Below are 26,494 nucleotides of genomic sequence, written 5' to 3' on the forward strand. Positions count from 1 at the left end.
TCTCAGGCCGCTTCCGGTCGGGACATGGAGGTGACCAGGGCGACCCGGTCGACCTTTCCGTTGGCGTTCAGCGGCAGCGCCGGGGTGAACTCCACGGTGGCCGGCACCATGTAGGCGGGCAGCTTCGCGCGCAGAGCGCCGAGCAGTGCGGCCGGATCCGCCGGACCGCCGGTGCACATGGCGTGCAGCACCGGCTCGCCCTTGCGGCCGGGTACGGCCAGGACGACGGCGTCGGTGACGCCGGGCTGCCGCATCAGCAGGTTCTCGATCTCGCCGAGTTCGACCCGGTAGCCGTGGATCTTCAGCTGGTGGTCGAGCCGGCCCAGGTGCACCAGCGTCCCGTCGACCTGCCTGACCCGGTCGCCGGTGCGGTACCAGTGGTCCGCGGTGACCGGCCCGCAGCCGTCGTACACAGTGGCCCGCCGGCCGTCGAAGGAACAGAAGCGGCCGGTGTTGTCCTGCGGTGCGAGGTAGCCGGGGAACCGCTGGCTGCCGCGTGCGCACAACTCGCCCTCGTCGGCCGGGTGTCCGTCCTCGTCGAGAACCAGATACTCCTGGCCGGGGTACGAGGTGCCGATCGGCACGGTGGCGTTGCCGGTGTCCGGCCAGTCGGCGGGGTCCGCCGGCAGCCGGTACTCGGTCCAGGTGACGGTCATCTCGGTCGGGCCGTAGATGTTCTCCAGCGTGCTGTTCGGGGCGGCGGCCGCCCAGGCCTCGGCGTGTGCCGTCTTGAGGGCTTCGCCGCAGAACAGGCTCCATCGGAGAGAGGGCATGGCGCCGGGTTTCAGGGCGCGCAGCCGCATCGCGATGGCTGCGACCGAGGGGACGGAGTTCCAGTGCGTGATCTGCCGCTCGTTGACGTAGCGCACCGGCGAGAGCACGTCGTTGCGGGTGGGCACGACGAGGGTGGCGCCCGACCCCCAGGCGGCGAACATGTCGTACACCGACGGGTCGAAGGTGAGGTCGAAGGTCTGTGACACCCGGGCGCCGGGGCCGAGTCCGTACCGGGGAATGACGTGGCTCAGGTAGGCGGCGACGTTGTCGTGGGTGACGGGGACACCCTTGGGGCGGCCGGTGGAGCCGGAGGTGAACAGGATGTACGCGAGGTCGCTGCCGCAGACTGCGTACTCGGGCAGCTCCGTAGCGGTCGCGGCGGACCGGTCGAGAAGGTCCCGGTCGGTGAGCCGGATCACCGGGACGGGCAGCTCGTCCAGACCGGGCAGGCCGGCCTCGGTGACCACCAGATCGAGTCCGGCCTCCCGCGCCACGTCGCTGCTGCGGCCGATGGGGAAGGCCGGGTTGAGCGGCACCACCGTCGCGCCGATCCGGGTGATCCCCAGATAGCCGGCGTACGCGAGGACGGAGCGCGAGGCGAGCAGTCCCACCCGGGCCGGCGGGCCGCCGTGCCCGGTGAGGACCGCCTCGGCGACGGATGCGGCGAGAGCGTCGAGGGCGGCGTAGGTGAGGTGGTGGCCGTCGACCTCCAGGGCGGTCAGACCGTCACCGTGGCGGTGCGCGGACCGCGCGAACCATTCGCCGAGCCGCGGTCGCGGCGCGTCGTGTTGGGCGGACATCAGCGCTGTTCCTCCCTCTGTACGCGGGTCGTGGTCCCGATGAGGTCGTCGAAGGCCTTCGCGACGACTCCGGGGCGCGGGCGGCCCCGCTCGGCCGAGGTGACGGCGAAGCGGAGGGAGCGGGGGAGCTCCCCCCAGCTCGCCGCGGCGGCGTCCGCGGCCGCACGGGACACCGCGCCGGTGCGCGCCAGGAACTCCAGGCGGTGGCGCTGGTGCCGGGAGGCGGCCCACAGGTCGTCGGCGTGGGCCGCGAGCAGGTCCGGGTCCGCGCCCAGCCGCGCGGCGAGGAACGCGAGCGACTCCTGCGCGTGGAGCCACCGGCCCACCGGCGGGGCGGTCGGCGCCGAGGAGTGCCGTTCCAGCCAGCGGTACTGCTCCGGGCCGGGCAGTTCCACGGCGGCGCCGAGGGCGTGGACGTCCCGCAGCGTGTACTGCGGGGCGAGGGTGCCCAGCGGGGTGAGGAGCGCGCGCAGGGCGGTGTCGTCGACGACGCCGGTGTGGGGGCGCTGCTCGCCTTCGGGGAGGAGGGCCGCGAACCGGTCGGTGACCTGCCAGGCGCCGGCTTGGCCGGGTGCGGGTTCCAGCAGGACCCAGTGCGCCGCGGTGGACCTCTCGTACGCCGGGGACCAGGGCACGGTACGTGTGTTGGCGACGGCGAGGACACGGCCGTTGCGGCGGGCCTCCGCGCGCAGGGCGGCGAGTGCCTCGGACCAGTGGTCGGCGCCCCCGTAGACAAGCCGGCCGCAGGTGCCCTCGCCGTCGATGCGGGAGTGGTGGGAGAACGCGAGGCGGCCGCTGGGGTGGTCGGTGCGGACCGAGAGCCGGACGGCCCGGGCGAGCCGGTCGCCCACGTCGGGGAGTTCAGGTTCCAGGTAGGCCACCAGGGCGGCGGTGTAGCAACTCAGTTCCGGCGTCCGCGCCGGGTCGGCGGGCCCTGCGGCCGCGCCGCGGGCTTCGGGGACGGCGGCCGGGGCGGAGTCCGCGCGGTTCGTGCCGTCGTTCGCGGCGCCGTGCGTCACGTCGTTCATCAGGGCGTTCGTCATGCCGCCTCCCATGCGCAGCTCAGGGGTGTCTCGAATGTGTCGCGCAGGCTGCGCCATATGAAGCCCTTCCAAGTGCCGGTGGTCTGGCCGGGGCTGACGTCGACGGTCCACGGGCCGCCGGCGAGGCCGCTCCCCTCGGCCTTCACACAGGCCTCCTGAGCGGTCCATATCCAGGCGAACTCCCGCGATCGCTCGGCAGGTGGAAGGGCGTTGACCGCCTCGTGCCCGGCGCGGACGCAGCGGCGGACGACGCCGGGGGCGAGGTGTTCGGCCGGCTGCTGCACGTCGATACCGACGGCCCGGCCCACGCCGACGCAGGCGGCGAAGTGGCCCTCGTCGTGGGCGATGCTGATGGCGAGGTCGGGCCGGTCGGGCAGGGCGGGCTTTCCGTTCGCTCCGGGGACGACCCGCAGGCTCTCGGCCCCGGACGTGACCTCGGCCAGCAGCCGGCGCAGCAGGGCGCGACCGGCGAGGAACTCCTCGGCCCGCCAGGCGGCCATGCCGGCGGCGGCCGCGAGGTCGTGCGGGTGACCGCCCGGAGGTGCGGTGACGCGTCCCGACACCGCCCACACCTGAGGGACGATCTCGAAGACGTTCATGAGGGCAGCTCCGCGAGGAGCGAGTCGGCGGAACCGGCCACCGCGGACAGCACGATCTCCGTGGTGCCGCCGCCGATGCCCCACAGCGCCGCCTGGGCCCGGGTCCACTGGGCGCCGCCGGCGGCGAAGCCTTCGGCGCCCTGGAGTTGGGCGCATTCGGCCAGGACGGAGGTGACCGTCCGGGCCGCGCTCGCCTTGAGCAGGGCCGCCGCGGCGGTGTCGTGGCGGCCTGCGACGCGCTCGCCCAGGCGGTCCACGAGGGCGGCGAGCTCGTGGGCGGTGAGCAGGACGGCGGCGAACCGCTGCCGGATGCTCTCCAGTTGCCACAGCGTGCCGTCGCCGTACGCACGTCCCTGGAGATACTCCTTGGTCCGGCGCAGCGTGCGTGCGCACAGGGCCACACCCCACAGAGTGCCGGTGAGCCGCTCTACGGCGATGTGCGTCGCGAAGGACGTCATGCCTCGTCCGACCCGTCCGACGAGGTGCTCGCGGGGCAGACGCACCTCGTCGAGGCGGATGTGTCCGGTGCCGGAGCCGTCGAACAGCGGGGTGTCGGCCGGTTCGACGGTCACGCCGGGTGCGCCGGCGGGGACCAGGACCCAGGTGAAGCTGGTGAAGTGGCGCCCTTCCCGGTGGCGGGCGAGTACGAGCAGGTGGTCGGCGTAGAGGGCGCCCGTGATCCAGCGTTTGGTGCCGGTCACGGTGACGACGTCGTCGTCGACGGCCACCGTGGTGCCGAGGCCGGCGAGGTCGGCTCCGGAGCCTTCGTCGGACGCGGCCAGGGCGACGACGGCGTTGCCGGCGAGGGCGTCCCGCAGCGCGCGCCCGGCCGGATCGCCGCCGAGGGCGAGCAGCGGCAGGGCGGTGGATATCTGGACGCACACCGAGAGGGTGGCGCCGATGCCGAAGCGGGCGTCGACGTCGGTCATGAGCCGGCCGAGGGTGGCGGGGAGGACACCGGAGGCCGGGTCGCCGCCGCGGTAGACGGCGGCCAGCCGGCCGGAGTCGCCGAGGGCGGCCCAGATCCGGCGGCCGTCCGCCTCCGGTGGCAGCGCGTCGAGCCCGGTGGCGGTGACGCCCGCGGCCTTGCCCACCCCGGCCCCGGGCGGCGCCGATCCGGCCGCACCTGCCGGTGCGAGCCGGAGCACGGCCTGGTCAGACAAGACGCACCTCCGGGTCGAGCAGTGCGAGCCGGCCGTCGGCCTGGTGAAGACGGTCGTTGCTGTAGTTCAGGGGCGCCGAGCGCAGGTCGCGCAGCGCCGCTTCGAGACCGGTGGCGGAGTCCTTGAGGTAGCCGTCACGCAGCCCCACGGCGGCGACCAGGTCGTCGACCGCCGCGTGGCACTGCTCCGATGCGGTGATCTTCAGGGCGTTGAGCAGCAGCTGGATCCGGGGCTGGGACAGATCCGCGGCGGCGCCCACCGCCTGCTCGGTGTGGCGGAGCAGGGCGTTGACGGTGTCGATCTTCTGGCGGGCTGCCGAGAGCCGGCCGAGCAGCAGTTCGGAGCCGAGGTCGAAGCGGCGCCGGCCGGCGGTGCTGCGCAGCATGCGGACGACTCGGGAGAGGGCGCCGGCGGCGGTGCCCAGCCAGGCGGCCGACCACGCGAGGTGGGCCAGGGGCCCGAACACCTCGCTCGCGATGACGGAGAACGAGCCGTGCTCGCCCACCACTTGGTGGGCGGGAACCGTTCCGGTCAGCCGGAGCGCGACACTGTGGCTGGCCCGCATGCCCATCGGGTTCCACTCTCCGCTCGGCTCGACGGTCAGCTGAGCGCGGTCGGCGTACACGAGGGAGACCTCGCTCGGCGAGGCCGCGCCGGGGGCTCGTACGGTGATCAGGAAGCCGTCGGCGTGGGCGCCGCCGGTGACGATCGGTGCGAACCGGTCGATGACGAGGCCGCGATCGTCGCCGCGGGCCTCGGATTCGGCGGTCAGCAGGTGGCCGCCCTTGCCGGCCTCGGTGGTGACGGAGGCCAGATAGAGCTCGCTGGCGCCGATCCTGGACAGCAGGTCGTCGCGCAGCCGTGGTGCCGCGTGCCGAGTGACGGCCGCGACCTGCTGGCAGTGCATGCCGAGGATCATGGCGACGGACATGTCGGCGCGCCCGAGTTCGGTGCAGACGTCGAGCAGGTCGGTCAGGGTGCCGCCGAGTCCGCCGTGGTCGGCGGGGACGGTCAGGCCGAGCAGACCGGACTCGCGCAGCGCGGCGAGCGCCTCGACGGGGAAGTCGGCGTCGCGGTCGTGGCGGCGGGCGTGCTCGGCGGCTGTTCGTGCGACGTGGCGGGCGCGTTCCAGGGGAGTGCGTAGGGTGGCCGCGCCGCCGCCCGGGTCCTCGGGAGCGATGGCGGGTGCGGTGCTCATGCGGCGTCCACCAGACCCTCGTCGCCGCCGGCCGCCGCGATGGCTTTCCAGAGCGTGCCGGCGGTGGCGAACGTGGCGTCGTTGAGGTCCTCGTCGGGCAGGGAGACGTCGAAAGTGTCCTCGATGGCGAAGAGCAGCTCGATGGACTGCATCGAGTCCAGGCCGAGCTTGCGCAGGTCGGAGGCTTCGGTGAGTTCCTGGTCGCCGAGGTACTTGAGGAACGGGGCGAGCAGGTCGGTGAAGCGTGTGTCCACGGTGCTACTCCTGTGGTGGGTTGTTAGCTCCGGCGTCGGCAGGGGCGCATGCCGGAAGGGTCGGGACGACGACGTCAGCGGGCCTGGGCGCTCTGCACGAGCCGGCACAGGTCGTCGATGCGGTGGAGGTTCTCCGGCAGGAGGTCCTCGGCGGCGAACTCGATGCCGAGCCGCTCCTCCAGGGCCTCGACGATCGCGACGACCTGGAAGGAGCTGAAGCCGGGGACGGCCGTGAGGGAGGGCGCGGCGAGGACCGCCGCGGTGTCGATGCCGAGGATGTCGGCGACGGTCTCGGTCACCGTCTCGCGCAGCGGGTTCCGCGGCGCGTCGAACAGCGCGCGGTCGGCATGCAGCGCGTCGGTGAGGTCGGCCGTCAGCCGGGCCGGCTCGGGGCGGCCCCGCTGCACCCGGCGCATGGCGAGGAACGCCTGCTCGGCGAGCCGGTCCAGCCGCTTCAGATGGTCGTCGGTCCCCGGGGCGGGGGTCCGGCCGGTGGCGGCCAGGAACTCGGCGTGCAGTCGCCGGGAGCGGGCCAGCAGCCAGGTCTCGGTGGTCAGTTGGTCGAGGGCGGCGAACCGGTCCGGGTGGTTCGCGTACGCGGCGGCGTACGCGTCGACGTCGTCGTACTCGCCGACCGGACCGATGTCCGGTGCCCCGCCCGGGGCTCGTTCGAGAACCAGCACCAGGGAGGACTGCGGCAGTTCGGCCCAGTCCAGGACCCACTCGCCCGGGGAGGCGAGGCCCCAGGGGGTGTGGCTGTGGTAGGCGTCGCAGACGAGGGCGCGGTCGCCCTCGGCCGCCACCAGGTAGCTGTGCTGCATGTGCCGCTGCCGGTGGTAGGGCAGCCACGGCATGTCGTAGGTGTCGGCCATGACGTACAGGGGGCCGTGCGCCGCGGCCAGTGCGGCCAGTTCCGTGGGTGGTACGTCGTGGCGGCGCAGCCGCTCGACCAGACCGATGTCGGCGACGGCGGCCAGCTGGTGCCCGGCCTCCGGCTCGACGGTGGGCAGCCCGTGGGGTCCGGGTCGCGGTGCGAACCGGAGGGTGGCGCCGAGGGCCAGGTGGGTGTCCGGTCCGTGGAAGCGGTCGGCGAGCACGGCGAGGCTGGACTGGACGCAGTCGAGCAGCTCGGCGCGGACGGTTCCCGCCGTCGCGCCTCGCGGTGCGGCCGTCCCGGCGGTCATCGTCATCGCGGGCCTCCGAGCGGGCCGCCGGCGGACAACAGGCTGCCGCCGGGCGGGGAGGAGCCGTCCTGTCCGACCGGGGTGAGTCCGGAGACGGCGCTCATCAGGGCCTGCTCGCTGGGTGCCTCGTCGCCCAGTTCGTCGTTGAGCAGCTGCTCGTACGCGGCGAGGTCGAGGTAGCCGTGGCCGCTGACGCAGACGAGGACGCCGTCGCGGGCGCGCATGCCGTCCGCGCCGGAGGTGGCGAGCTTGGCGGCCGCGGCGAGCGCGTGGCCCGACTCGGGGGCGGGCAGCACGCATTCGTTGCGGGTGAGCAGCCGGCCCGCGTCGAGGGCCTCCTGCTGGGTGACGGCGGTGGCGGCGATGTCGCCGCTGTGCCGCATCGCCGAGATGATCTTGGCGGCGCCGTGGAAGCGCAGGCCGGCCGAGTGGGCGTCCGGGATCGGGTAGTCGCTGCCGATGGTGTACATCGCCTCCATGGGGCCGGTACCGGTGGCGTCCGTCTTGTCGTACGCGTACACGCCGCGGGTGAGTTTGGGCGCGGTGGCGGACTCGGCCGCGACCAGGGTGGGGCCCTCGGTGCCCGTGGCCCGGGCCCCGGCGTGGAAGGGCAGGGCGATGCCGCCGAAGTTGGAGCCGGCGCCGACCGCGCCGACGACCATGTCCACCCTTGCGTCCAGGGAGGCGAGCTGGTCCTGCGCCTCCATGCCGATGACCGACTGGTGCAGGATGCTGTAGGTCTCGCCGCTGCCGATGCAGAAGGCGACGCCGTCGTGGGTGGAGGCGTATTCGACGGCCTCGCCGATCGCCAGCGCGAGGCTGTTGCCGATGCCTTCGCCGCGCCGGTCGGCGACGCCGGTCAGCCCGCTGGGGCTCGAGTGGATCTCGGCGCCGAGCATGCGCATCAGCACCCCGCGGTACGGTTTGCGGCGCAGACTGGAATCGACCATGAAGACCCGGCAGCGCAGGCCGAACAGCGCGCAGGCGGCGGCCAACGCGGTGCCCCACTGACCTGCGCCGGTGCCGGTGACCAGTTCCTTCACGCCGGCCTGCTGGTAGTAGTGGGCCTGGGCGAGCGCGGTGTTCAGCTTGTGGCTGCCGGAGATGTTGCCGCCCTCGTACTTCATGTAGACGGGCACCCGGGAGCCGATGGCCCGCTCGAAGCCGGTCGCCCGCCACAGCGGGGTGGGCCGGAACTGGCGGTAGGCGGCGAGGACCTCCTTCGGGATGTCCCAGTACTCGCGTTCCAGCACGCTCTGCCGGACCAGCTCCATGGGCAGGTTGACACCGACACCGGTGCCCGCGGCGGCCGTCGCGGGGGTCAGGTCCGGGGGCATCGGGGTGGTGAGGTGGGGGAGGGCGCTGCGCCAGCGGGTGGGGAGTGCGATGGTCATCGGGCGTTCCCCGTGCCGGAGATGACGACGTCTATGAGGTCGCCGACGGTCCGGAAGCTGCGCCCGACGAACAGGTCGTCGGGCAGGGTGGTGCCCAGCTCGTCCTCGATGCGGACCAGCATGCCGACGAATCCGAGCGAGTTGACGCGCAGCAGGTCGCCGACGAGGGGCTCGCTGTCGGAGATGGTGCCGGGGTCGATGGACAGCCGGGACTCGGCGATGACGACGCGCTTGACGATGTCGCCGACCGCGGTCCGGTCGATGTGCGGAACGGTGGTCATGGGTGCCTCTCACTAGGACGTACGGGTGGATGGCTGGAGGGAGGAGGAGGTCGGCCGAGGGCGCCGGCGCGGGAACCGGTGCGGGCGGGGCCGGCCGCGGGCGGTGACCGCGACGCGTGGGCGGTCGCCACACCGGGTGGGATGTGGTCACGACGCGTGGGCGGTTGCCACGCCGGGTGGGATGTGGTCACGACGCGCCGGACGCGCAGGAGGTCAGCGGCGCAGGAGGTCAGCCGCGCAGCTCGCCGTTGGCCTCGATCACCCAGGTGGTGGTCACCAGCGCGCCGAGGGTCACCGGGCCGCGGACGTGCAGGCGACCCGTGGCGATGGAGATCTCCGAACCGAGGCCGAGCTTGGGGCCGTCGTGCAGGCGCAGCGATCCGTTGACGACGATCATGGCGGCGTCCACCAGCCGGGCGAACTGCGCGGCCGTCGCGGGGTCCTGGGCGAGAACGCCTTCCGTGTGGCGGGAGCCGTAGGCCCGGATGTGCTCCGCGGCGGCGGCCAGCCCCGGGATCGGCCGGAGACCGATCACCGGGTCGAGGAACTCCCGTCCCAGATCGTGCGGTTCGAGGGGTTCGGTGCGCCAGGGCATGCCGTCGCGGGCTGCCGGACCGGCGATGGAGGAGTCCAGGCGGATGGTCAGCGGGGCGTTCTGGCGCTCGCACTCGGCGAGCACGGCGGCCAGGTAGTCGGGCGCTATCTCCTGATCGACCAGGACCATCTCGACCGAGGTGCAGCCGGCCGGCTCGGGCACTTTGCTGTTCAGGGTGACGCGCGCGGCCAGCGCCAAGTCGGCCGACCTGTGCACGTACAGGTGGTTGACGCCGCCTCCGCTGGCGATGAGAGGGATGGAGCTCGCCGTACGGCAGTACTCGATCAGGGAGGGGCTGCCGCGCGGGATGAGGACGTCCACCTGGTCGGGGCGTGCCAGGACGGCCTTCATCAACGAGCGGTCGGGGTCTTCCAGGACGGTGACGAGTCCGGCCGGGAGACCCGCGGACGTCAGCGCCTCCTCCACCGCCGCGGCCAGGGCCGCGTCGGTCCTGGCGCTCTCCTTGCCGCCGCGCAGCAGGACCGCGTTGCCGACGGCGACCGGCAGCAGTGCGCCGTCCACGGTCACGGTGGGCCGTGCCTCGTAGATCATGAGGGCCACGCCGAGCGGCTTGGGGACGCTGCGCAGGACACCCCAGTCGCCGGCGGGGATACCCGGGGTGTCGGCGAGGACCGTACCCAGCTCCCGCTCGACGGCACAGGTCAGTTCCACCATGCGCTCGAGATGCGCGTCGGTGAGGCGGAGGCGTTCGACGAGCGTCGGGGGCAGGCCGCGCATCTCGGCGCGGGCGATGTCGGCCCGGTTGGCGTCCTGGATGTCGGGCCAGCGCTCCTTGAGCCGGACGGCCAGTTCGCGGCAGTAGCGGGCGTAGGCGGCGTCGCCGAGCGGCGGGGCGGCGTCGAAGGCGGCGCGGGCCCGGCGCAGGACGGCGTCAGCGGTGTCCTGCGGGCTCACGGCCGCCGTCTGGGTTGCGGTCACCACATGAACTGCCCTCCGTCGATGATGACCTTCTGGCCGTTGAGGTAGGTGGCGGCAGGGCCGACCATGAACTCCAGGGCGTCGGCGATGTCCTCGGTGGTGCCGATGCGGCGGACGGGGATCTCGTCCAGGGTCTGCGCCATCCGCTCGGGGTCGTCGAGGCGCCAGCGGGTGCGCAGCTCCTCGGTGTCGATCATGCCGGGGATCAGGCAGTTGACCCGGATCGCGGGAGCCAGCTCCAGGGCGAGGCACTTGGTGAGCTGGAGCAGACCGGCCTTGCTCGCGCAGTAGTTGGCGCCGTCGACACGCGGCCGGATGCCGGTGGTCGCCCCGACGTTGACGACGGAGCCGCCGCCGGCGGCGATCATCGCGGGGGCGAGGGCCCGGATCAGCCAGAAGGGACCGGACAGGTTGGTGTCCAGGACCTGGCGCCAGTCCTCGTCGGTGAGTTCGAGGAACGGGCGGTCGCGGTTGAGACCTGCGTTGTTCACGAGGACCGCGGGGGCGCCGTACGTGTGCAGCACCGTGGCCGCGGCGTCGGCCACCTGCCGCGGGTCGGAGAGGTCGGCCCGGATCGCCGTGAGGGATCCGGCGTTGTCCCGCTCTGCCTTCTCGGCCGCCTCTCGGTCGGACCCGTAGAAGGCGACGACGTGATGTCCCATGCGGATCAGGCGGCGGCTCAGTGCCAGCCCTATTCCCCGGGTCCCACCGGTGACAACGGCAATTCTGTCCGTCATTACGGACTCCTCGTCATGGCGTGGGTTGGAATTCATTCGGGATATCGAATGGAATGCCGCCATGCTAAGGAAGGGCCGCAGGGTGGGGTCAAGAATTCACGGCAGGCGGCCCATAGGGATGTCGGATGAGGTTATCGCCAGGCCCTCGAAAAGGAGGCGTCGACTGCGGGTATTCAGTTCACCCATGACCCAATGCGCATTTCCACGGCGACGCTTCTCCGCTGCCCGGCCGCGGGGCGTAGAGTGCGCGCGCACCGCGCGCGGGCGCTTTCGGTGACAGCGTCCGTGCGGTCAGCCGGCCAGGTCGCGCTGTCGCGTCGCGTACCGCCGGGACTTGGTGCGGTTGCCGCACACGCGCATCGAGCACCAGCGGCGGCTGTGGTTCTTCGAGGAGTCCCAGAACACCCAGCCGCAGGTGTGCTCGGCGCACCGCTTGAGCCGGTGGACGTGGCCGGTCAGAACGACCTCGGCCCAGGCGACTGCGAGCCGGGCGAGGGCGGTCCGGGCGGGCGGACCGCCGAGGGCGGGTACCAGCGGCGCGCCGGGGGTGGTGAGGGTGACGAGGAGCGGCACGTCGGCGAGCACCTCCTCGGCGAGGGCGAGCCGTTGCGGATCCACCGGGTCGTCGGTGTCGAGGGCCTCGCGGATGCCGGCGCGCAGCGTGAGGAAGGCCTGGTGCTCGTCCTGGGTGAGTCCCGGTGGGGTGTGCGCCAGGTTCCTGTCCGTCAGCCAGGCCGCCAGCTCGGCGGGAGTGGCGACGTCGTCGTCGCCGCTCTCCAGGTCGACGGTGTTGGTGAAGGCCTCGATCAGTTCAGCGGCGGGGGACGGGTCGAGCACGGACGCGCCGCCTTTCCGATGGGAGTTCGCGATGAGGCCATCGAACGACGTGATGGCCGATGGCCGGATTGGTACGGCACGCCCACCATACCGCTGCCATACTGACCATCAAAGGCTCTTAGGAGGTTAGTTATGGAGAGTTCGACGGACCAGCGGTCGCCGGCGACGAAAGCCCGGCCCCTGACCCGGACACCGCAGGAGGCACCACCGCGCGACGTCAGCAACCGCAACACCACGGTCCTGGTGACCTTCACGGCGATCACGAACCTGGCCGACGGTGTCACCAAGGTCGTGCTGCCGCTCATGGCCACGCGGCTCACCGACTCCCCGGCCCAGGTGGCCGGCGTGGGCCTCACCCTCACGCTCCCCTGGCTGCTCGTCGCCCTGCACGTGGGCGTGCTGGTCGACCGCTTCGACCGGCGTCTGCTGCTGTGGATCGCGGACATCGCCCGCATGCTCGTCGTCGCGGCCCTGCTGTTCCTCTCGCTGCAGGACGCCGTGACGATCCTCGCGCTGTACACCGGCGGCCTCGTGCTGGGCGTCGCCGAGGTGGTCGCGCTGACCTCCGCCGCCACTCTCGTCCCGTCCGCCGTGGCACCGGCCGGCCAGGAACGGGCGAACGCCTGGGTGGCCGGCGCCGAGACCGCCTGCAACGAGTTCTGCGGGCCGTTCGTCGGCGGTCTCCTCGTGGCCGCCGGCGCGAGCGTGGCACTGGGCTGGACCGGAGCGGGCTACCTGATCGGCACCCTGATCCTGGTCCTGCTCGTGGGCCGGTTCAAGCCGAAGGCGGACGACACCCGCCCGGCGGGCACCGTCAACCAGCGCATCGGCGAAGGCATCCGCTTCCTGTGGCAGCAGCGCCTGCTGCGGCTGATGGCCCTCGCCCTGACCGTGCTCTCCGCCTGCTGGGGCGCCTGGCTCGCGCTGATGCCGCTGGTCGCCACCTCGCTGATGGACCTCGACGCCCGTGAGTACGGCATGCTGCTGAGCGCCCTCGGCGCCGGTGGCCTCGTCGGCGCGCTCACCGTCACCACCGTCAACCGCGTACTGGGGCGCCGCTGGTCGATGTTCGCCGACCTCGTCGGCACCGCGGCCATGGTCGCCACCCCCGTCATCTCCACCAACCTCTGGGTCGTGGCCGCCGGTGCGTTCCTCGGCGGCATGGGCGGCATCCTGTGGACGGTCAACTCCCGCACCATCAGCCAGCGACTCGTCCCCGACGCCATGTTCGGCCGCTACAACGCCGCGGCTCGGCTCTTCAGCTGGGGCGCGATGCCGCTGGGTGCCGGCCTGGTCGGCGTCCTGGCGGAATGGCTCGGCATCCGCACCGCGTTCGCGGTGTTCACCGTCGCCACCCTCCTGATCATCGTCCCCTTCCTGCGGACCGTGACCCCGCAGGCGCTCGCGGAGGCCGACGCGGCGCCCGTCCGCGGCTGATCCCGCGCCACACCGCGCCCGCACGGGGGGATTTGTTTATCCAGGCATGCGAAAGACCTATCGGCCGGCCGTCGAACCAACTGGTTCCGGTCGGCCCGGTCGTCCTACGATCAAGGAAATTGCTCGGGTCAGCTTTGAACCGTTCGAACCGGAGGAACTCGCATGCCCTCTCTTTCTCCCGCCGTTATGGAAACGGAAAGGTTCCGGGCCTACGGCGCCCGCCATGTGGACGAGCTGCGCGACAGGTTCGGAATACCGGACCACCTCGCCCGCTCCATAAAATCGCTCGCCGCGGTACTCCCGTTCCGCGTGAACGAATACGTCCTCGCGAACCTGGTCGACTGGGACAACCTCCCGGACGACCCGATCTTCCAGATGGTCTTCCCGCAGAGCGGGATGCTCCGTGAGGAGGACGAGCGTCGGCTCGCGGCCCTGGTGGACGACCCCGACGCGAAGAAGGAGCTCCGCCTCACCGTCCAGCAGATCCGGGGGAGCCTCAACCCCCACCCCTCCGGGCAGAAGCAGCTCAATGTCCCGACCGTGGACGGCAACGAGGTGCCCGGCATCCAGCACAAGTACCGCGAGACGGTGCTGTACTTCCCGGGCCAGGGCCAGACCTGCCACTCGTACTGCACCTACTGCTTCCGCTGGGCCCAGTTCGTGGGAGACGCCGACCTGCGCTTCGCCGTGCCGGAGCCCAGCCGCCTGGTGGAGTACCTGAGCCACCATCCCGAGATCGACGACGTGCTCGTCACTGGCGGCGACCCGATGATCATGTCGACCGACCGGCTGCGCAGCCACCTCCAACCGATCCTGGACGTACCCACTGTCCGGACCATCCGCATCGGCACCAAGTCGGTCGCCTACTGGCCGCAGCGGTTCGTGACAGACAACGACGCCGACGACGTACTGCGCCTGTTCGAGGAGATCGTCGCCTCCGGCCGCAACCTCGCGGTGATGATGCACTTCACCCACCCGCGCGAGCTGGAATCCGACCTGGCTCGCCGGGCCGTCGCCCGCATCCGCTCCACCGGCGCCCTCGCCTACTGCCAGGCCCCCCTGGTGGCCCGCGTCAACGACGACGCGGAGACCTGGAGTGCCCTGTGGCGTGCCGAACTCGCTGCCGGGGCCGTGCCGTACTACATGTTCGTCGAGCGGGACACCGGCCCGTACGAGTACTTCAAGGTGCCGCTCGCCCGCGCCCACGAGATCTTCCGGTCCGCCTACCTGACCCTGCCGGGTTTGGCCCGCACCGTCCGGGGGCCGGTCATGTCGGCCACCCCCGGCAAGGTGATCGTCGACGGCGTCACCGAGAGCGCGGAGGGACGCTTCTTCCAACTGCGCATGCTCCAGGCCCGCGACCCGCGGCTGGTCGGACGCCCGTTCCGGGCCCACTACTCGGAGACCGCCGCATGGCTGGACGAGCTCAGGCCGGCCGACGACGCGCCCGCCGACATCGCCGCCGCGATCCGCGGCCCGCTGCCGCAGGTCACGGACGACATCGACTCGTCCGCCTGGCTCCGCAAGGAGCTCGCCCATGCCTGAGGCCACGCTCTGGCGGACGTCCCCCAACCTCGCGCTGAACCAACTGGTCGCAGAGCGCCGCGCGACCGGTGACGACGTGGTGCACCTGGCCTTCGGCGAGTCACGGCTCCCCGCCTTCGGCCCGCTCGCCGAACGGCTGGCCCGCGGCGCCGACCGCAACGCCTACGGGCCAGTGGCCGGCCGGGAGCCGGTACGCCGGGCGGCGGCCGGATACTTCAGCCGCCGCAACATGCCCACCGGACCGGACCAGATCGTCGTCGGCCCGGGCAGCAAGCCCCTGCTGATGGCACTTCAGCACGTGCTTCCCGGCGACGTCCTGATCCCACGGCCGGCCTGGAACTCCTATGTGCCGCAGGCGCGTCTGGCCGGCAAGACGGCATTCGAGGTGCCCATCCCGACCGAGTGCGGCGGCATCCCGGACCCGGCCGCCCTGCGAGACGTGGTACGTCAGGCCCGTGCCGCCGGCGCCGACCCGCGCATCGTCGTGCTGACCCTGCCGGACAACCCGACCGGTACGCTCGCGCCGCCCGCCCTGGTCCGCGAGATCTGCGCGGCTGCCGAGGAACTCGACCTCGTCATCATCTCCGACGAGATCTACCGCGACATCGTCCACGATCCGGCCACCCCGTTCCTCAGCCCCGCCGAGGTCGCGCCCGAGCGCACCATCGTCACCAACGGCCTGTCGAAGACACTGGCGCTGGGCGGCTGGCGCATCGGTGTGTGCCGGTTCCCGGACACCGCCTGGGGCTTGGGGATCCGTGACGGGGTGACCTCGGTGGCCAGCGAGGTCTGGTCCACCCTGGCGGGCCCCATGCAGGAGGTCGCGGCCTACGCCTTCGCCGAACCGGAGGAGATCCGGCAGCGGTTGTCGGCAAGCGCCCGACTGCACGGAGCAGTGGCCCGAGCGGTGTACGAGATCGTGGTGGACGCCGGCGCCTCCTGCCGTCCCCCCACCGGCGGCTTCTACGTGTACCCGGACTTCGAGCCGCTGCGCGCGCACCTCGCCCGGCGCGGCGTCACCGACTCGGCAGGCCTGCAGCGCCACCTGCTCGACACCTACGACGTCCTGGTGCTGGGCGGCCACCACCTCGGCGACGACACGGGCGCGCTCCGCTTCAAGGCGGCGACCAGCATGCTCTACGGCGAGACCGCCGAGGAGCAGGAGCAGTCCCTGGCGGCGGCCGACCCGCTGGCCCTGCCCCACGTCGAGCGCGTCCTGTCCCGACTCGAGGAAACCTTCACCAAGCTGAGCCGCTGAGCCGCACCCCGGCCGGATCCCTCACACCGGGCCGCTGGGGACGGTCCAGGCCGACGAGGAAGCAGCGAGCACCTGGGATGCCTACGATCGCACAGACCCTGCGAACGGACACACTCCCCGCCCGGGGAACCAGGGCCGGACTGGCCCTGCACCCCTTCCTGGGAATCCGCCGGACCCGGCACTCCTTCGCGCGCGACCGCACGCCCGCCTTCTACGTGCTGGAGCAGCGCCGCGGTGCGCAACTGCTCCAGCGGGGCGTGATCGGCGCACTCGACCTGGGCACGGCGGAGCGGGCCGTCCACCCGCACGAGCACGTGCTCCCGCACAAGGTGGCCGTTCAGCGAAGCATCCTCCGCGCCGTCGGCGGCAGCCCTGAGCCGGTGCTGCTCGCCTGCCGGGGCGCCACCGGCGTGGACACGGTGCTCGGCCTGGTCACGGCGGGCCCGCCGGACACGGAGCTTTCCCAGCCGGACGGCATCCGTCACCTCCTGTGGCGGTGCACCGACCCGGACCAGCAGGCGGCGGTGGCCGCCGGCCTCGCCGAGCGCCCCGCCCTGCTGGCCGACGGCCACCACCGCTTCGCGGCAGCGCTGGAACACCGCCGGACCTTCGGCGACCGGCCCGGCCCCTGGGACCGGTTGCCGGCACTCGTCGTGGACACCGCGAGCCACCCGCTCGGCCTGCGGGCCATCCACCGCCACCTGCCGGGCCTCCCGGCCGAGGAGGCCGCGGCCCGGGCCTCCGCCGTGGCCACTGTCGAAGAGGTCACCCGGCCCGGGCCGTCCCCCGTACCGCGCCCGGGAGAGTTCATCCTGACCGGTGCCGGCGTGCGCTACTGGTCGGTCCGCGATGTCTCCGCCGACCACGTACGGTCCGCGCTTCGCGGCCGTCCCCCGTCCTGGGCCTGCCTGGACACGGCCGTACTTCACGACCTGTTCATCGACCGAGTTTGGCGGGGCGCCCTGAGCAGCCCTCAGATCTCGTACCTCCACGGAACGCCTGGGGGACCGGAAGCCGTCCCGGCCGCAGGCACCCTCGTCCTGCTCGCCCCACCGACGGAGGCGGACGTCCACGACCTGGCGGGCAACGGCGTCCTGATGCCCCAGAAGTCGACGGCCTTCGGACCCAAACCCCTTCCCTGGCTGGTCACTTATCACCACATCCACCAGTCCCGGACGCGCGCTGGAAGGCACTGACGCACTCCATTGCCTGATCAAGCACTCCGCCTCCGCGCGCCGTGCCCGGTGTGGCCGCGGTGGCCACACCTGTGGCTCGGGGCGCGTTCGCGGCCGGGGGGACCGGTTCAGAGGGCCACTACGGTCGGTTCGGTCGCTTTGAGGCTGGTCCAGACGGGACTTCCGTCGGTGAGGCCGAGTTCGGCGGCGGCCTGCGGGGTGATCTCGGCGACGAGGTCCGGTGCCTGATCGGAGGCGATCAGGATCCGGAGTCGGCTGCCGCTGGTAGTGATCTCCCGTACCGTGCCGGGCCATACGTTGCGGGGGCTGCCGGTGGGCTTGTCGCGGTGGACGGCGACGGCTTCCGGCGCGATGATCGCGAGCGCGTCGGTGCCGGCGGGGAGCTGGTCCGCGACGACGAGCGTGCCGCCGCCGGTGAGCTGGATTCCCTCCGCGGTGACGGTGCCCGGCCAGGCGTTGCGGCCGAGCATGCGGGCCACCCAGGGGGAACGCGGGTGACGGGTGACATCGGTCGGCGGGGCGTCCTGGAGGGCGCGTCCTTCGTCGAGGACGAGGACCCGGTCGGCGAGAGCGACGGCTTCGACGGGGTCGTGCGTGACGATCAGGCACACGCCGCCGAAGCCGTCGAGATGGCTGCGCAGGGTGTGCCGGACGTGGGCGCGCGTGGTCTGGTCGAGGGCGGCGAGGGGCTCGTCGAGCAGGAGGAGTCTGGGGTGGGCGGCCAAAGCGCGGGCCAGCGCGATCCGCTGGGCCTGACCGCCGGAGACCTGTGCCGGCTTACGGTGGGCGAGATGGCCGACGCCGAGCCGGTCGAGCCACTCCTGGGCGCTGCGGCGGGCCTCTGCGCGCCGGACGCCGTGGGCGCGCAGGCCGTAAGCCGTGTTGGCGAGGGCGCTCAGGTGGGGGAAGAGGGCGCCGTCCTGCGGGACCCAGGCAACACCCCTGCGGTGCGGGGGGAGCGCGGTGACGTCGGTGTCGCCGAGCCGGAGTTCGGCGTGGGCGCGCGGGGTGAGGCCCAGGAGGGCGCGCAGGAGCGTGGTCTTGCCGGCGCCGTTGGGGCCGACGACGGCGATCGTGGTGCCCGGTTCGGCGTCCAGCGTGAGCCGGTTGAAGCCGGTGACCTCGGCATGCAGGGACCAGAGTTCCTGGGGAGCCTCGCGCTGCTTGTCGACGGGCCGGGGAACGGGGGCGGGGTCCACACGCGGTTCGGCGTCGTCCACCGCGGGCACGGGTGCGGGCATGCGATCGGAGGGCGTGCCGGTCCAGCGGCCGCGCAGAGCGACGAGGACGAGCATGGCGATGGCGAGCAGCAGGAGAGAGACCGAGGTCGCCGCTTCGGGCGCGTCCTGGAGGAGCAGATAGACCTGCAGGGGCAGCGTCTGGGTGGTGCCGGGCAGATTGCCGGCGAACGTGATGGTCGCGCCGAACTCGCCCAGCGCCCGGGCCCAGGTGAGCGCGGCTCCGGCGATGAGGCCGGGGGCGACCATGGGCATCGTGACGGTGAAGAACACCCGCACCGGTGAGGCACCGAGCGAGGCCGCGGTCTCCTCGTAGCGGGGACGGAGTCCGCCGAGGGCTCCTTCGAGGCTGATGACGAGGAACGGCATGGCCACGAACGTCGCGGCGAAGACGGCCCCGGAGGTGTGGAACGGCAGGGTGATGCCGAACGTGTCCTCCAGCCAGGGGCCGAGGAGCCCGCGCCGGCCGAAGGCGAGCAGCAGTGCGACACCGCCGACGGTCGGCGGCAGCACCATCGGCAGCAGGACCAGGGAGCGTACGAACGCCTTGCCGGGGAAGGGGACCCGGGCCAGCAGCCATGCCAGCGGTACGCCCAGGACCAGCGAGAGCCCGAGCGCCCAGAACGAGACCAGCAGGGAGAGCCGCAGCGCCTCGATGGTTCCGGGGCTCGTGAGATGGTCACCGAGTTCGGCCCACTGCGTCCGTGCGAGGATCCCGACCAGCGGCAGCAACAGGAACGCGACGGCCAGCAGCGCGGGGATCGCGAGAGTGACCGGGGTGCGGGGGCCCGGTGCGCGACTGCGGATGCGTTTCATCGGAGATCCCTGGGACTCGCGGTGATGGAGAGGAGGGAAGGAGGCTGCCCTCCCTCCGAACGGGCAGCCCTTCACGGCAGTCGCCGGGACTACGGCTGCTGGAAGCCCGCGTCCTGGAGGACCTTCTGTGCCTCGGGTGAGGACAGCCAGGCGACGAACGCTGCGGCCGCCTTCGCGTTCTTGGACTGCTTCAGCGCGGCGGCCGGGTATTCGGCTATGGCGTTCTGTGCGTCCGGGATGTCGACGGCGTCGACCTTGTCCGGGGCCGATGCGGCGTCGGTCTTGTAGACGAGTCCGGCGTCGGCCTCGCCGAGTTCGACCTTGCTCAGCACGGCCCGGACGTTCGGCTCCTGCGAGACCGGCTTCACCGTGATCTTCTGGGCGTCGAGGATCTTCCGGCTGTACTTGCCGGCCGGCACCTCGGGAGCGGCGAGGACGACCTTCAGCTTCGTGTCCGCGAGGTCCTTGAGATCGTCGATCTTGTGCGGGTTGCCCTCGGTGGTGGCGATGACGAGCCGGTTCCTGGCGATGATCGCCGGGGTGGCGGTGTCCGCCTTCACACTGTCCATGCTCTTGGTGTCTGCGGTGACCAGCGCATCGGCCGGAGCGCCCTGCTTGACCTGTGCGACCAGTTCCTGGGACCCGGCGAAGGAGAACCTGATGTGCGTGCCCGGGTTCTTCTTCTCGTACGCGGCGCCGGCGGTCTTGAACACATCGGTCAGTGAAGCGGCTGCCAGCACCGTCAAGTTGGCCGAGGGGGGACCGCCGATGGACGCGGTGGGTGTCGGGTCCTTCTTGGAGTCGTTGCCGCCGCAGGCGGCAAGGGGTACCAGGAGGGTCGCGGTCAGTACGGCAGCGGCGGCGCGGCGTCCGGTGAACGTGCGAGACATGAGGCGGGACTCCTTGGGGACGTGGTCGGCTTGGTGCCGTCCGTTGCGGTGGTGGTGAGCCGCGCCGGTGACGGGCGACGCCGCTTGGTCGTGCAAGGGGTCAGGTGCGGTCGATGTGCACGCTGGTCGACTTCACGCGGGCGGTGGCCTGCATGCCGACTTCGAGTCCCAGTTCCTCGACGGCCTCCCGGGTCAGCAGGGACACCAGCCGGTGCGGGCCTGCCTGGATGTCGACCTGGGCCGCGACGTCGCCGAGTTTGACGGCGGTGACGATGCCGGGGAAGGCGTTGCGGGCGGAGGTGTAGGAGACGTCGTCCTCTCCACCGCCGCTCTGAGCGACCTCGATGGAGAAGGCGGCCAGATCGCGGCCGTCGATGAGACGCCGACCATTGTCGTCGCGATGGGTCGCGACCCGGCCGGCATCCGCCCAGCGGCGCGCGGTATCGGGACTGACGCCCAGCAACCGTGCCGCCTGTCCGATGGTGTAGGACTGCATAAGCCATACGCTAGAGCCATCTATCTGGCATCTGCAAGTGCTGATGCGATTATCCATTGCAGATGCCAGTCGAGTGGGAGGAAGGTCCCAGAAGCTGTGACCGGCCGCTCTCAGGCGACTCGATGCGCGCCCGTGCAAGTGCCGGGCGGGCGGTAGAGGCACCGCGGGCCCGCACCGACGGCGCGGCGCGAGGCGATGAGTGACGGCACCGACAGCCGGATCACCCCTGCGCCCGTCCAGGGCGCGCACGGGACCCCTGTCCGGCCTGGACGGCGCGGCACGGGTGGGGCCGGGGCGTCGGAGCGGCACGGGTCCAGGGGTGGCGGGGCGTCCGCGAAGAGGAGGGCGGTCGGGGGAGCGCTGGGGGCCGTATCTGTGACGGCGCCTCTCAGGTGGCGAACGCGTCCACGCCGGTCAGTTCTGCGGACAGTGCCCATAGGCGGGCGGCCTGTACCGGATCCGTGGCCCACTCCTTGACGCCGACCCGGGTGCCGTCCGCCGGGGCGGGCTCGGCGATGTCGCAGTCCTCCAGGTAGACGCCGCCCATGCCGTTCAGTTGAGGGGAGGTCGCTGCCCACACCTGCGTGGCCGCACCCTGCTGCGGTGTCTTGAACGCCTCGGGGTGGAGTGGGTTGCCTTCCTCGTCGATCCAGCCGCGCTCGACCATTTCCTGCTTCTGCAGATGCCGCTGAAGGGGAGTCAGGATGCCGCCGGGGTGCACCGAGAAGGCCCGCACACCCCGCTCCCGGCCGAGGCGGTCGAGTTGCACGGCGAACAGCGCGTTCGCCGTCTTGGCCTGTCCGTATGCCTCCCACTTGTCGTAGCCGTGGCGCCAGTGGACGTCGTCCCAGCGCACGGGGGAGGAATGGTGTCCGGTGGAGGAGACCGAGACGACGCGGGCACCGCCCGGCTCGATCGCCGGCCACAGGCGGTTGACGAGGGCGAAGTGGCCGAGATGATTGGTGGCGAACTGGGCCTCCCAGCCCGGCCCGACCCGGGTCTCGGGGCAGGCCATGATCGCCGCGCTGTCGATGACGATGTCCAGCGTGCGGCCCGAGGCGAGGAACCGCTCGGCGAAGGCGCGCACGCTGTCCAGGTCGCCGAGGTCCAGTTCGTCCACCTCGACGCCGTCGATCCCGGCCAGATTCTCCTGTGCCGCGCCGACTCGGCGGGCCGGGACCACGACACGGGCGCCAGCCTTCGTCAGTGCGCGTGTGGTCTCGACTCCGATGCCCGAGTAGCCGCCCGTCACCAGGGCGAGCCGACCGGTGAGGTCGATACCCGCGAGGACATCGTCGGCGGTGCTCCGGGCACCGAAACCCGAACCGGTCTTGTGCTGCGGTGTGATGCTGTTGCTCATGACGGCACGCTACGAATTCGAGTGCGCTCGAAGTCAAGCGGGCCCGCGGCTGTGGTCCGAGCAGCCCGCGAACGAGGACGCAGCCGCGACCGGACGGGCGAATCGTGCCGCGACGCACGAGGCCGCTGCACGAGTCATCCCGCCCAGGAGACGCCGAGCGAAGGGTGGAGCTGCCGGCGGACCGGCTCGCCATGGTCCGACACATCGTCCGGGTGGGCGTCACCCGGGCTCTTCTGCTCGGCCGACCGGCTTCAGGGGCCGCCCCCCGGACGGTCCCTGAAGCCGGACGCTAGTCCGCGACGTGCACCGGGGCGCCGCCCACGTACGTCCGTACGCACCGGATGCCGTGCAGATCCTCGGGTGCGACGGCGAACGGCTCCCGGTCCAGCACCGCGATGTCCGCGAGCCGCCCGGGGGCGAGGACGCCGGCCTCGTCCTGGTGGTTCACCCAGGCCGAACCTGCCGTGTACGCGGCGAGCGCGTCGGTGAGGGTGAGGCGCTGGTGCGGCAGGAACGGGGGACGTGGTTCGGGCTCGCCCAGCTCCTCCGGCCAGACCTGGCGGTTCACGGCGACGTGGATGCCGTGCATCGGGTCGGGACTGGAGACGAACCAGTCACTGCCGGCCGCGAGCGTCGCGCCCGCCGCGTGGAGTGCGCCGAAGGGATATTGGAGGGCACCGCGCTCCGCGCCCAGGAAGGGCAGCGTGAGGTCGTCCATGGCGGGTTCGTGGGCGGCCCACAGCGGCTGGATGTTGGCGGTGGCGCGCAGGGTGCGAAAGCGCGGGATGTCGTCGGGGTGGACGACCTGGAGGTGGGCCAGGTGGTGCCGGTTGCCGGTGTGGCCGTTGGCCGTGACGGCGGCTTCCAGGGAGTCCAGGGCCTCGCGGACGGCGCGGTCGCCGAGGGCGTGGAAGTGGATCTGGAAGCCTTCGGCGTCGAGGCGGACCGCGGCTTCCCGGAGCAGCGCCGGATCGACCATGGACAGCCCGAGACTGTCTCCGGGGCAGCCGCAGGAGTCCAGGTAGGGCTCCAGCATGGCGGCGGAGAAGTTCTCCACCACGCCGTCCTGCATGATCTTCACGCTGCCCGCGGTGAACCGCCGCCCGCCCTGCGCGGCCGCCTTCGCCCGGCGCGCGAGCAGAGACTCGATCTGCTCCAGGCCGGCTTCGCGGTCCCACCAGAGGGCGCCGCGGACACGTGCGGTGAGCGAGCCGTCCGCGTCGGCGGCCAGGTAGGTGTCGAGCGGATCGGAGTTGCCGCCGTACGCGCCGACCAGCGCGTCCTGCCAGCCGGTGATGCCGAGGGAGTGGAGGTGCGCCTGGGCGGCGAGGAGTCCTGCCCGAGCCCGTGCGGCGGAGACCGGCGGGGTACGGTCGCCGACCAGCCCCATGGCGCCCTCGTGCAGCACACCGGTCGGCTCGCCGTCCGGGCCGCGTTCGATACGTCCGTCCACCGGGTCCGGGGTGTCGCGGTCGACGCCGGCCAGGGCGAGCGCGCGGGCGTTGGCCCACGCGGAGTGCCCGTCCCGCACCGGGAAGTACGCGGGCCGGTCGGGCACCAGCGCGTCCAGCAGCCCGCGGGGCGGCAGCCCGCCCGGGAACGCGTCGAACGACCAGCCGCTGCCGACGATCCACTCCTCCTCCGGATGCGCGGCCGCGTAAGCCTGGATGATCCTGCGGTACGCGTCCACGTCCCGCGCACCGGACAGGTCGCACCCGAGCATCCCGATGCCCGCGAACACCGGGTGCACATGCGCGTCGGTGAACCCGGGGAGTACGAACCGCCCGTCCAGATCGACGACTTCGGTACGGGGCCCGGTCAGCTCACGGATCTCGCGGTCACTGCCGACCGCGATGATCCGGTCGCCGGCGACAGCGAGCGCCGAGGCGCGGGCGCGGGCAGGTCCGGCGGTCCAGACGGTGCCGTTGAGGAGGACGAGATCGGGGGCGGTGCTCACGCGGAGACTCCAGTGGACGAGGAAGCGGACATGGGTGAGGCTGCGGATACAGGAGCGGGTGCGGGTGGGAGCGGGGACGCGGGCTGGGTGAAGTAGGCGGCCTTGCGTCGGTAGCGGGTCCAGAAGGCGGCGGGGACGCCGAGGAGGACGGCGCCGAGCGGGAGGGCGGTGAGGAAGCGCCCGTTCTCCGGGTCGAAGGCCATGTGGTCGACGGAGGTCCACTGCAGGTACGCGACCAGACCGCCGAGGACGAGCAGCGCCGTTCCGCCGAGCGCGGGCAGGACGCCCACGGCGAGGATGTCGCGGAGTCGTCCGCCACGCAGCTCGTGCCGGAAGGTGATCACGCACGCCCAGCCTCCGATGCCGTACATCAACGACACCAGGATGCCGACCGAGTTGACGACCGCGAGCACGACCTCGGAGAGTTCGCCGACGGCGAGCCCGGCCACGGAGAGCGCGACCGCGAGCCCGGCGGTGCGCAGGGTGGAGGTGACCGGCGTCCGGCGGGACGGGTGCAGCCGGGCCCAGCTGGAGCCGAGCACTCCGTCGCGGCCCATCGCCAGGGTGAGCCGGGAACCGGCGATCACCGAGGACTGCATGCAGGCGACGGTGGCGGCGAGCATCGCGGCGATCCCGGCGATCGCGCCGCCGGTTCCGTAGAAGGTGCGGGAGAGTTCGGTGATCCCGGCGAGTGGGTCGGTCAGCTGCCCGGGCGTGAGCGCGTGCAGGAAGCCGGCGGCGCCGATCAGGAACAGCACCAGCGTGACCACGATCGCGATCAGTCCGGCCCGGCCCGAGGACCGCGCCTCGGCGTTCTCCTCGACGACGCTGAAGGCGCTCTCCCAGCCCCAGAACATGTACGCGGCCAGCACCGTGGCGCTGAGCAGGGTGAGTGTGTCGGGGAAGGCGAACGGCGAGAACCACGACACCTGCACCGGAGCGGCGTCCCCGCGTACGAAGGCGGTGACGACGACGGTCAGGACGACCACGGCGGACAGGCCGAGCAGCACCGACTGCACGGCGGTCGCGTCCTTCACGCCGCGCACCGCCCCGATCACGATCAGGCCCGTCCACAGCAGACCGGTGAGCGTGACCGCGAGTGTCGACTGCGTGCTGAACAGTCCTGTCTCGTGGGCGAGTTGAAGGGTGAACTGACCGGTCAGCTGGCCCGCGTAGGAGAGGAACATGATGTTGGTGGCGACCGAGGTCCAGCCGGTGAGATAGCCGGTCCACGGACCCAGTGCGCGGCGGACCCAGATGTACGCGGTGCCGCAGTTGGGGTCGCGGGCGGCGAGGCGGGCGTAGCCGCCGGACACGGCGAGGATCGGGAGCGCCGCCAGCAGGAACGCGGCGGGGAGCGAGGTCCCGGCGACGGCGGCGAGGAAGCCGAGCCCGATGCCGATGGAGACGGTGGGGCTGATGTTGGCGAGCGCGATGATCACGCCGTGGCGGGTGCGGAGGGTCTTGCGGAACTCGTCGTGACGGGGGTTCTGGCCGTCGTCCATGCGCGGTCCTCCTCGTTCCGGGGTGAGGGAAGGAAAGCGCCCGCCGACCGATTAAGTCAACAGTGTGGGAAAAATATTCTCCCGGGTGGAACCACGGGCTTGCCGGGAGGTGTCGTGGCCTGGTCTCATCGGGTGCATGGGATCGGAAGGCACGGTGGTACGGGGCAGGGGGCGGCCCCCCAAGGTGGTCCTGGACGCGCCGATCATCGTGGACGCGGCACTGGCGCTGTGCGACGAACACGGCGCTGAGGCGCTGACCGTGAGGAAGCTGGCGGCCCGGCTCGGCGTGGACCCGTCGGCGCTGTACCGCCATGTCGCGGACAAGGACGAGCTGCACCTGCTCCTCGCGGACCGGCTCTTCGAGGAGATCCTGGAAACCTTCGCGCCGGCCCCCGGCGACTGGCGGACGACCCTGCGCGATCTGGCGGTCGCCTCTCGCGAGACCGCCCTGCGGCATCCGGCGGCCGCGGTCGTCGCCACGTACCGGACGACGCGGCGGCCCGCGGAGATGCGGATCGTCGAGCACATCCTGACCGCCTTCGCCGAAGCGGGCTGCGATCCCGAGCAGTCCGCCCTCCTGCACCGCGTCTACGGCGACTTCACCCTCGCCTGGTCCGGCATGGACGCTGCCTTCGCGACCCTCGACCCGGCGGCACAGGCGGGTGACGAGGCGGCCTGGACCCGCGAGTACGTGGCGGCCGACCCGTCCCGCTACCCGTCGATCGCGCGCAGCTCGGCCCACATGGCGACGATGACGGGGGAGGGCGTCTTCCGGGCGGCGCTGGAGGTGCTGCTGGACGGGCTGGCGGTGCGGATCGGGCGCGACGGGCCGGCTGGTTGATCAACCCTCGGCGGGTGCGGGTGCGGGTGCGGGTGCGGGGTGCGGGGGTCGAGTACGGACGGCCGTGACCTCGGTCCATGACGGGACGCGATGGGTGAGGCCCGCGCCGCCGGTTCGACGACTGCCCCCTGAAGGATGGTCATACTCGTAGGACTTA

The 26,494-nt window shown here is 72.2% G+C and carries 23 protein-coding genes; 5 read left to right on the forward strand and 18 right to left on the reverse strand.

Annotation, left to right across the window (positions count from 1 at the left end):
• Nucleotides 1-2: 2 nt before the first annotated feature.
• The 12 genes from ACIQMR_RS13725 to ACIQMR_RS13780 form a co-directional block, all read right to left on the reverse strand.
• Nucleotides 3-1,574, reverse strand: a complete 1,572-nt coding sequence (locus ACIQMR_RS13725; RefSeq protein WP_401385594.1) for an amino acid adenylation domain-containing protein — start codon at nucleotides 1,572-1,574, stop codon at nucleotides 3-5.
• Nucleotides 1,574-2,617 carry a hypothetical protein gene (locus ACIQMR_RS13730; protein ID WP_401385595.1) on the reverse strand — a complete coding sequence of 348 codons (1,044 nt, stop codon included), beginning with the start codon at nucleotides 2,615-2,617 and terminating at the stop codon, nucleotides 1,574-1,576. Before ACIQMR_RS13730 ends, ACIQMR_RS13725 begins: the two co-directional genes overlap by 1 nt.
• Nucleotides 2,614-3,216 (reverse strand): 4'-phosphopantetheinyl transferase family protein, encoded by a 603-nt coding sequence (locus ACIQMR_RS13735; protein WP_401385596.1) that lies wholly within the window; start codon nucleotides 3,214-3,216, stop codon nucleotides 2,614-2,616. The genes ACIQMR_RS13730 and ACIQMR_RS13735 overlap by 4 nt, the downstream gene beginning before the upstream one ends.
• Nucleotides 3,213-4,379, reverse strand: coding sequence for an acyl-CoA dehydrogenase family protein (locus ACIQMR_RS13740; RefSeq protein ID WP_401385597.1), 1,167 nt, complete (start codon nucleotides 4,377-4,379; stop codon nucleotides 3,213-3,215). The genes ACIQMR_RS13735 and ACIQMR_RS13740 overlap by 4 nt, the downstream gene beginning before the upstream one ends.
• On the reverse strand, nucleotides 4,372-5,577 hold the full coding sequence (locus ACIQMR_RS13745) for an acyl-CoA dehydrogenase family protein (RefSeq protein ID WP_401385598.1): 1,206 nt from the start codon (nucleotides 5,575-5,577) through the stop codon (nucleotides 4,372-4,374). Before ACIQMR_RS13745 ends, ACIQMR_RS13740 begins: the two co-directional genes overlap by 8 nt.
• Entirely contained in the window at nucleotides 5,574-5,831 is a 258-nt protein-coding gene (locus ACIQMR_RS13750; protein WP_401385599.1) for a phosphopantetheine-binding protein, read from the reverse strand. The genes ACIQMR_RS13745 and ACIQMR_RS13750 overlap by 4 nt, the downstream gene beginning before the upstream one ends.
• A gap of 74 nt (nucleotides 5,832-5,905) precedes the next feature.
• Nucleotides 5,906-7,021 (reverse strand): acyl carrier protein, encoded by a 1,116-nt coding sequence (locus ACIQMR_RS13755; RefSeq protein ID WP_401385600.1) that lies wholly within the window; start codon nucleotides 7,019-7,021, stop codon nucleotides 5,906-5,908.
• Nucleotides 7,018-8,409 carry a TrpB-like pyridoxal phosphate-dependent enzyme gene (locus ACIQMR_RS13760; protein WP_401385601.1) on the reverse strand — a complete coding sequence of 464 codons (1,392 nt, stop codon included), beginning with the start codon at nucleotides 8,407-8,409 and terminating at the stop codon, nucleotides 7,018-7,020. The genes ACIQMR_RS13755 and ACIQMR_RS13760 overlap by 4 nt, the downstream gene beginning before the upstream one ends.
• Complete coding sequence (locus ACIQMR_RS13765; RefSeq protein WP_401385602.1) at nucleotides 8,406-8,690, reverse strand: acyl carrier protein; 285 nt, start codon at nucleotides 8,688-8,690, stop codon at nucleotides 8,406-8,408. Before ACIQMR_RS13765 ends, ACIQMR_RS13760 begins: the two co-directional genes overlap by 4 nt.
• A 229-nt stretch (nucleotides 8,691-8,919) precedes the next feature.
• Nucleotides 8,920-10,224 (reverse strand): glutamate-5-semialdehyde dehydrogenase, encoded by a 1,305-nt coding sequence (locus ACIQMR_RS13770; RefSeq protein WP_401385603.1) that lies wholly within the window; start codon nucleotides 10,222-10,224, stop codon nucleotides 8,920-8,922.
• On the reverse strand, nucleotides 10,221-10,961 hold the full coding sequence (locus ACIQMR_RS13775; protein ID WP_401385604.1) for an SDR family NAD(P)-dependent oxidoreductase: 741 nt from the start codon (nucleotides 10,959-10,961) through the stop codon (nucleotides 10,221-10,223). Before ACIQMR_RS13775 ends, ACIQMR_RS13770 begins: the two co-directional genes overlap by 4 nt.
• Before the next feature lie 291 nt (nucleotides 10,962-11,252).
• The gene (locus tag ACIQMR_RS13780) at nucleotides 11,253-11,798 is read right to left on the reverse strand and encodes a CGNR zinc finger domain-containing protein (RefSeq protein WP_401385605.1); all 546 of its coding nucleotides are present in this window, start codon (nucleotides 11,796-11,798) and stop codon (nucleotides 11,253-11,255) included.
• Between the two features lie 132 nt (nucleotides 11,799-11,930).
• Between ACIQMR_RS13780 and ACIQMR_RS13785 the strand changes: the two genes are divergently transcribed.
• From ACIQMR_RS13785 to ACIQMR_RS13800, 4 genes are all read left to right on the forward strand, one after another.
• Nucleotides 11,931-13,235, forward strand: coding sequence for an MFS transporter (locus ACIQMR_RS13785; RefSeq protein WP_401385606.1), 1,305 nt, complete (start codon nucleotides 11,931-11,933; stop codon nucleotides 13,233-13,235).
• A gap of 162 nt (nucleotides 13,236-13,397) precedes the next feature.
• Nucleotides 13,398-14,780, forward strand: coding sequence for a KamA family radical SAM protein (locus ACIQMR_RS13790; RefSeq protein ID WP_401385607.1), 1,383 nt, complete (start codon nucleotides 13,398-13,400; stop codon nucleotides 14,778-14,780).
• Complete coding sequence (locus ACIQMR_RS13795; protein WP_401385608.1) at nucleotides 14,773-16,038, forward strand: pyridoxal phosphate-dependent aminotransferase; 1,266 nt, start codon at nucleotides 14,773-14,775, stop codon at nucleotides 16,036-16,038. The genes ACIQMR_RS13790 and ACIQMR_RS13795 overlap by 8 nt, the downstream gene beginning before the upstream one ends.
• 77 nt (nucleotides 16,039-16,115) lie before the next feature.
• Nucleotides 16,116-17,234, forward strand: a complete 1,119-nt coding sequence (locus ACIQMR_RS13800) for a DUF1015 family protein (protein ID WP_401385609.1) — start codon at nucleotides 16,116-16,118, stop codon at nucleotides 17,232-17,234.
• A 107-nt stretch (nucleotides 17,235-17,341) separates the two neighbouring features.
• Here the strand turns inward: ACIQMR_RS13800 and ACIQMR_RS13805 are convergent, their stop codons facing one another.
• From ACIQMR_RS13805 to ACIQMR_RS13830, 6 genes are all read right to left on the reverse strand, one after another.
• Nucleotides 17,342-19,288, reverse strand: a complete 1,947-nt coding sequence (locus ACIQMR_RS13805; protein WP_401385610.1) for an ABC transporter permease — start codon at nucleotides 19,286-19,288, stop codon at nucleotides 17,342-17,344.
• An 89-nt stretch (nucleotides 19,289-19,377) separates the two neighbouring features.
• On the reverse strand, nucleotides 19,378-20,178 hold the full coding sequence (gene modA / locus ACIQMR_RS13810; protein WP_401385611.1) for a molybdate ABC transporter substrate-binding protein: 801 nt from the start codon (nucleotides 20,176-20,178) through the stop codon (nucleotides 19,378-19,380).
• Between the two features lie 100 nt (nucleotides 20,179-20,278).
• A complete protein-coding gene (locus ACIQMR_RS13815) occupies nucleotides 20,279-20,674 on the reverse strand; it encodes a molybdopterin-binding protein (RefSeq protein ID WP_401385612.1) in 396 nt (131 codons plus the stop codon).
• A gap of 388 nt (nucleotides 20,675-21,062) precedes the next feature.
• Entirely contained in the window at nucleotides 21,063-22,034 is a 972-nt protein-coding gene (locus ACIQMR_RS13820) for an SDR family NAD(P)-dependent oxidoreductase (RefSeq protein WP_401385613.1), read from the reverse strand.
• 289 nt (nucleotides 22,035-22,323) lie between these two features.
• Entirely contained in the window at nucleotides 22,324-23,991 is a 1,668-nt protein-coding gene (locus ACIQMR_RS13825; protein WP_401385614.1) for an amidohydrolase, read from the reverse strand.
• The gene (locus ACIQMR_RS13830; RefSeq protein ID WP_401385615.1) at nucleotides 23,988-25,496 is read right to left on the reverse strand and encodes an APC family permease; all 1,509 of its coding nucleotides are present in this window, start codon (nucleotides 25,494-25,496) and stop codon (nucleotides 23,988-23,990) included. The genes ACIQMR_RS13825 and ACIQMR_RS13830 overlap by 4 nt, the downstream gene beginning before the upstream one ends.
• Before the next feature lie 136 nt (nucleotides 25,497-25,632).
• Between ACIQMR_RS13830 and ACIQMR_RS13835 the strand changes: the two genes are divergently transcribed.
• Nucleotides 25,633-26,337: a TetR/AcrR family transcriptional regulator C-terminal domain-containing protein gene (locus tag ACIQMR_RS13835; RefSeq protein ID WP_401385616.1), complete on the forward strand. Its 705-nt coding sequence runs from the start codon at nucleotides 25,633-25,635 to the stop codon at nucleotides 26,335-26,337.
• Nucleotides 26,338-26,494: the final 157 nt, after the last annotated feature.

The organism is Streptomyces sp. NPDC091376, assembly GCF_044757085.1.
Classification (GTDB): Bacteria; Actinomycetota; Actinomycetes; order Streptomycetales; family Streptomycetaceae; genus Streptomyces; species Streptomyces pratisoli.

Excerpts from the sequence above, each read along its gene's own strand:
- ACIQMR_RS13725 (WP_401385594.1), bottom strand. The coding sequence starts at position 1,574 with ATGTCCGCCCAACACGACGCGCCGCGACCGCGGCTCGGCGAATGGTTC.
- ACIQMR_RS13730 (WP_401385595.1), bottom strand. The coding sequence starts at position 2,617 with ATGACGAACGCCCTGATGAACGACGTGACGCACGGCGCCGCGAACGAC.
- ACIQMR_RS13735 (WP_401385596.1), bottom strand. The coding sequence starts at position 3,216 with ATGAACGTCTTCGAGATCGTCCCTCAGGTGTGGGCGGTGTCGGGACGC.
- ACIQMR_RS13745 (WP_401385598.1), bottom strand. The coding sequence starts at position 5,577 with ATGAGCACCGCACCCGCCATCGCTCCCGAGGACCCGGGCGGCGGCGCG.
- ACIQMR_RS13755 (WP_401385600.1), bottom strand. The coding sequence starts at position 7,021 with ATGACGATGACCGCCGGGACGGCCGCACCGCGAGGCGCGACGGCGGGA.
- ACIQMR_RS13760 (WP_401385601.1), bottom strand. The coding sequence starts at position 8,409 with ATGACCATCGCACTCCCCACCCGCTGGCGCAGCGCCCTCCCCCACCTC.
- ACIQMR_RS13765 (WP_401385602.1), bottom strand. The coding sequence starts at position 8,690 with ATGACCACCGTTCCGCACATCGACCGGACCGCGGTCGGCGACATCGTC.
- ACIQMR_RS13775 (WP_401385604.1), bottom strand. The coding sequence starts at position 10,961 with ATGACGGACAGAATTGCCGTTGTCACCGGTGGGACCCGGGGAATAGGG.
- ACIQMR_RS13785 (WP_401385606.1), top strand. The coding sequence starts at position 11,931 with ATGGAGAGTTCGACGGACCAGCGGTCGCCGGCGACGAAAGCCCGGCCC.
- ACIQMR_RS13790 (WP_401385607.1), top strand. The coding sequence starts at position 13,398 with ATGCCCTCTCTTTCTCCCGCCGTTATGGAAACGGAAAGGTTCCGGGCC.
- ACIQMR_RS13795 (WP_401385608.1), top strand. The coding sequence starts at position 14,773 with ATGCCTGAGGCCACGCTCTGGCGGACGTCCCCCAACCTCGCGCTGAAC.
- ACIQMR_RS13800 (WP_401385609.1), top strand. The coding sequence starts at position 16,116 with ATGCCTACGATCGCACAGACCCTGCGAACGGACACACTCCCCGCCCGG.
- ACIQMR_RS13805 (WP_401385610.1), bottom strand. The coding sequence starts at position 19,288 with ATGAAACGCATCCGCAGTCGCGCACCGGGCCCCCGCACCCCGGTCACT.
- modA (WP_401385611.1), bottom strand. The coding sequence starts at position 20,178 with ATGTCTCGCACGTTCACCGGACGCCGCGCCGCCGCTGCCGTACTGACC.
- ACIQMR_RS13815 (WP_401385612.1), bottom strand. The coding sequence starts at position 20,674 with ATGCAGTCCTACACCATCGGACAGGCGGCACGGTTGCTGGGCGTCAGT.
- ACIQMR_RS13820 (WP_401385613.1), bottom strand. The coding sequence starts at position 22,034 with ATGAGCAACAGCATCACACCGCAGCACAAGACCGGTTCGGGTTTCGGT.
- ACIQMR_RS13830 (WP_401385615.1), bottom strand. The coding sequence starts at position 25,496 with ATGGACGACGGCCAGAACCCCCGTCACGACGAGTTCCGCAAGACCCTC.
- ACIQMR_RS13835 (WP_401385616.1), top strand. The coding sequence starts at position 25,633 with ATGGGATCGGAAGGCACGGTGGTACGGGGCAGGGGGCGGCCCCCCAAG.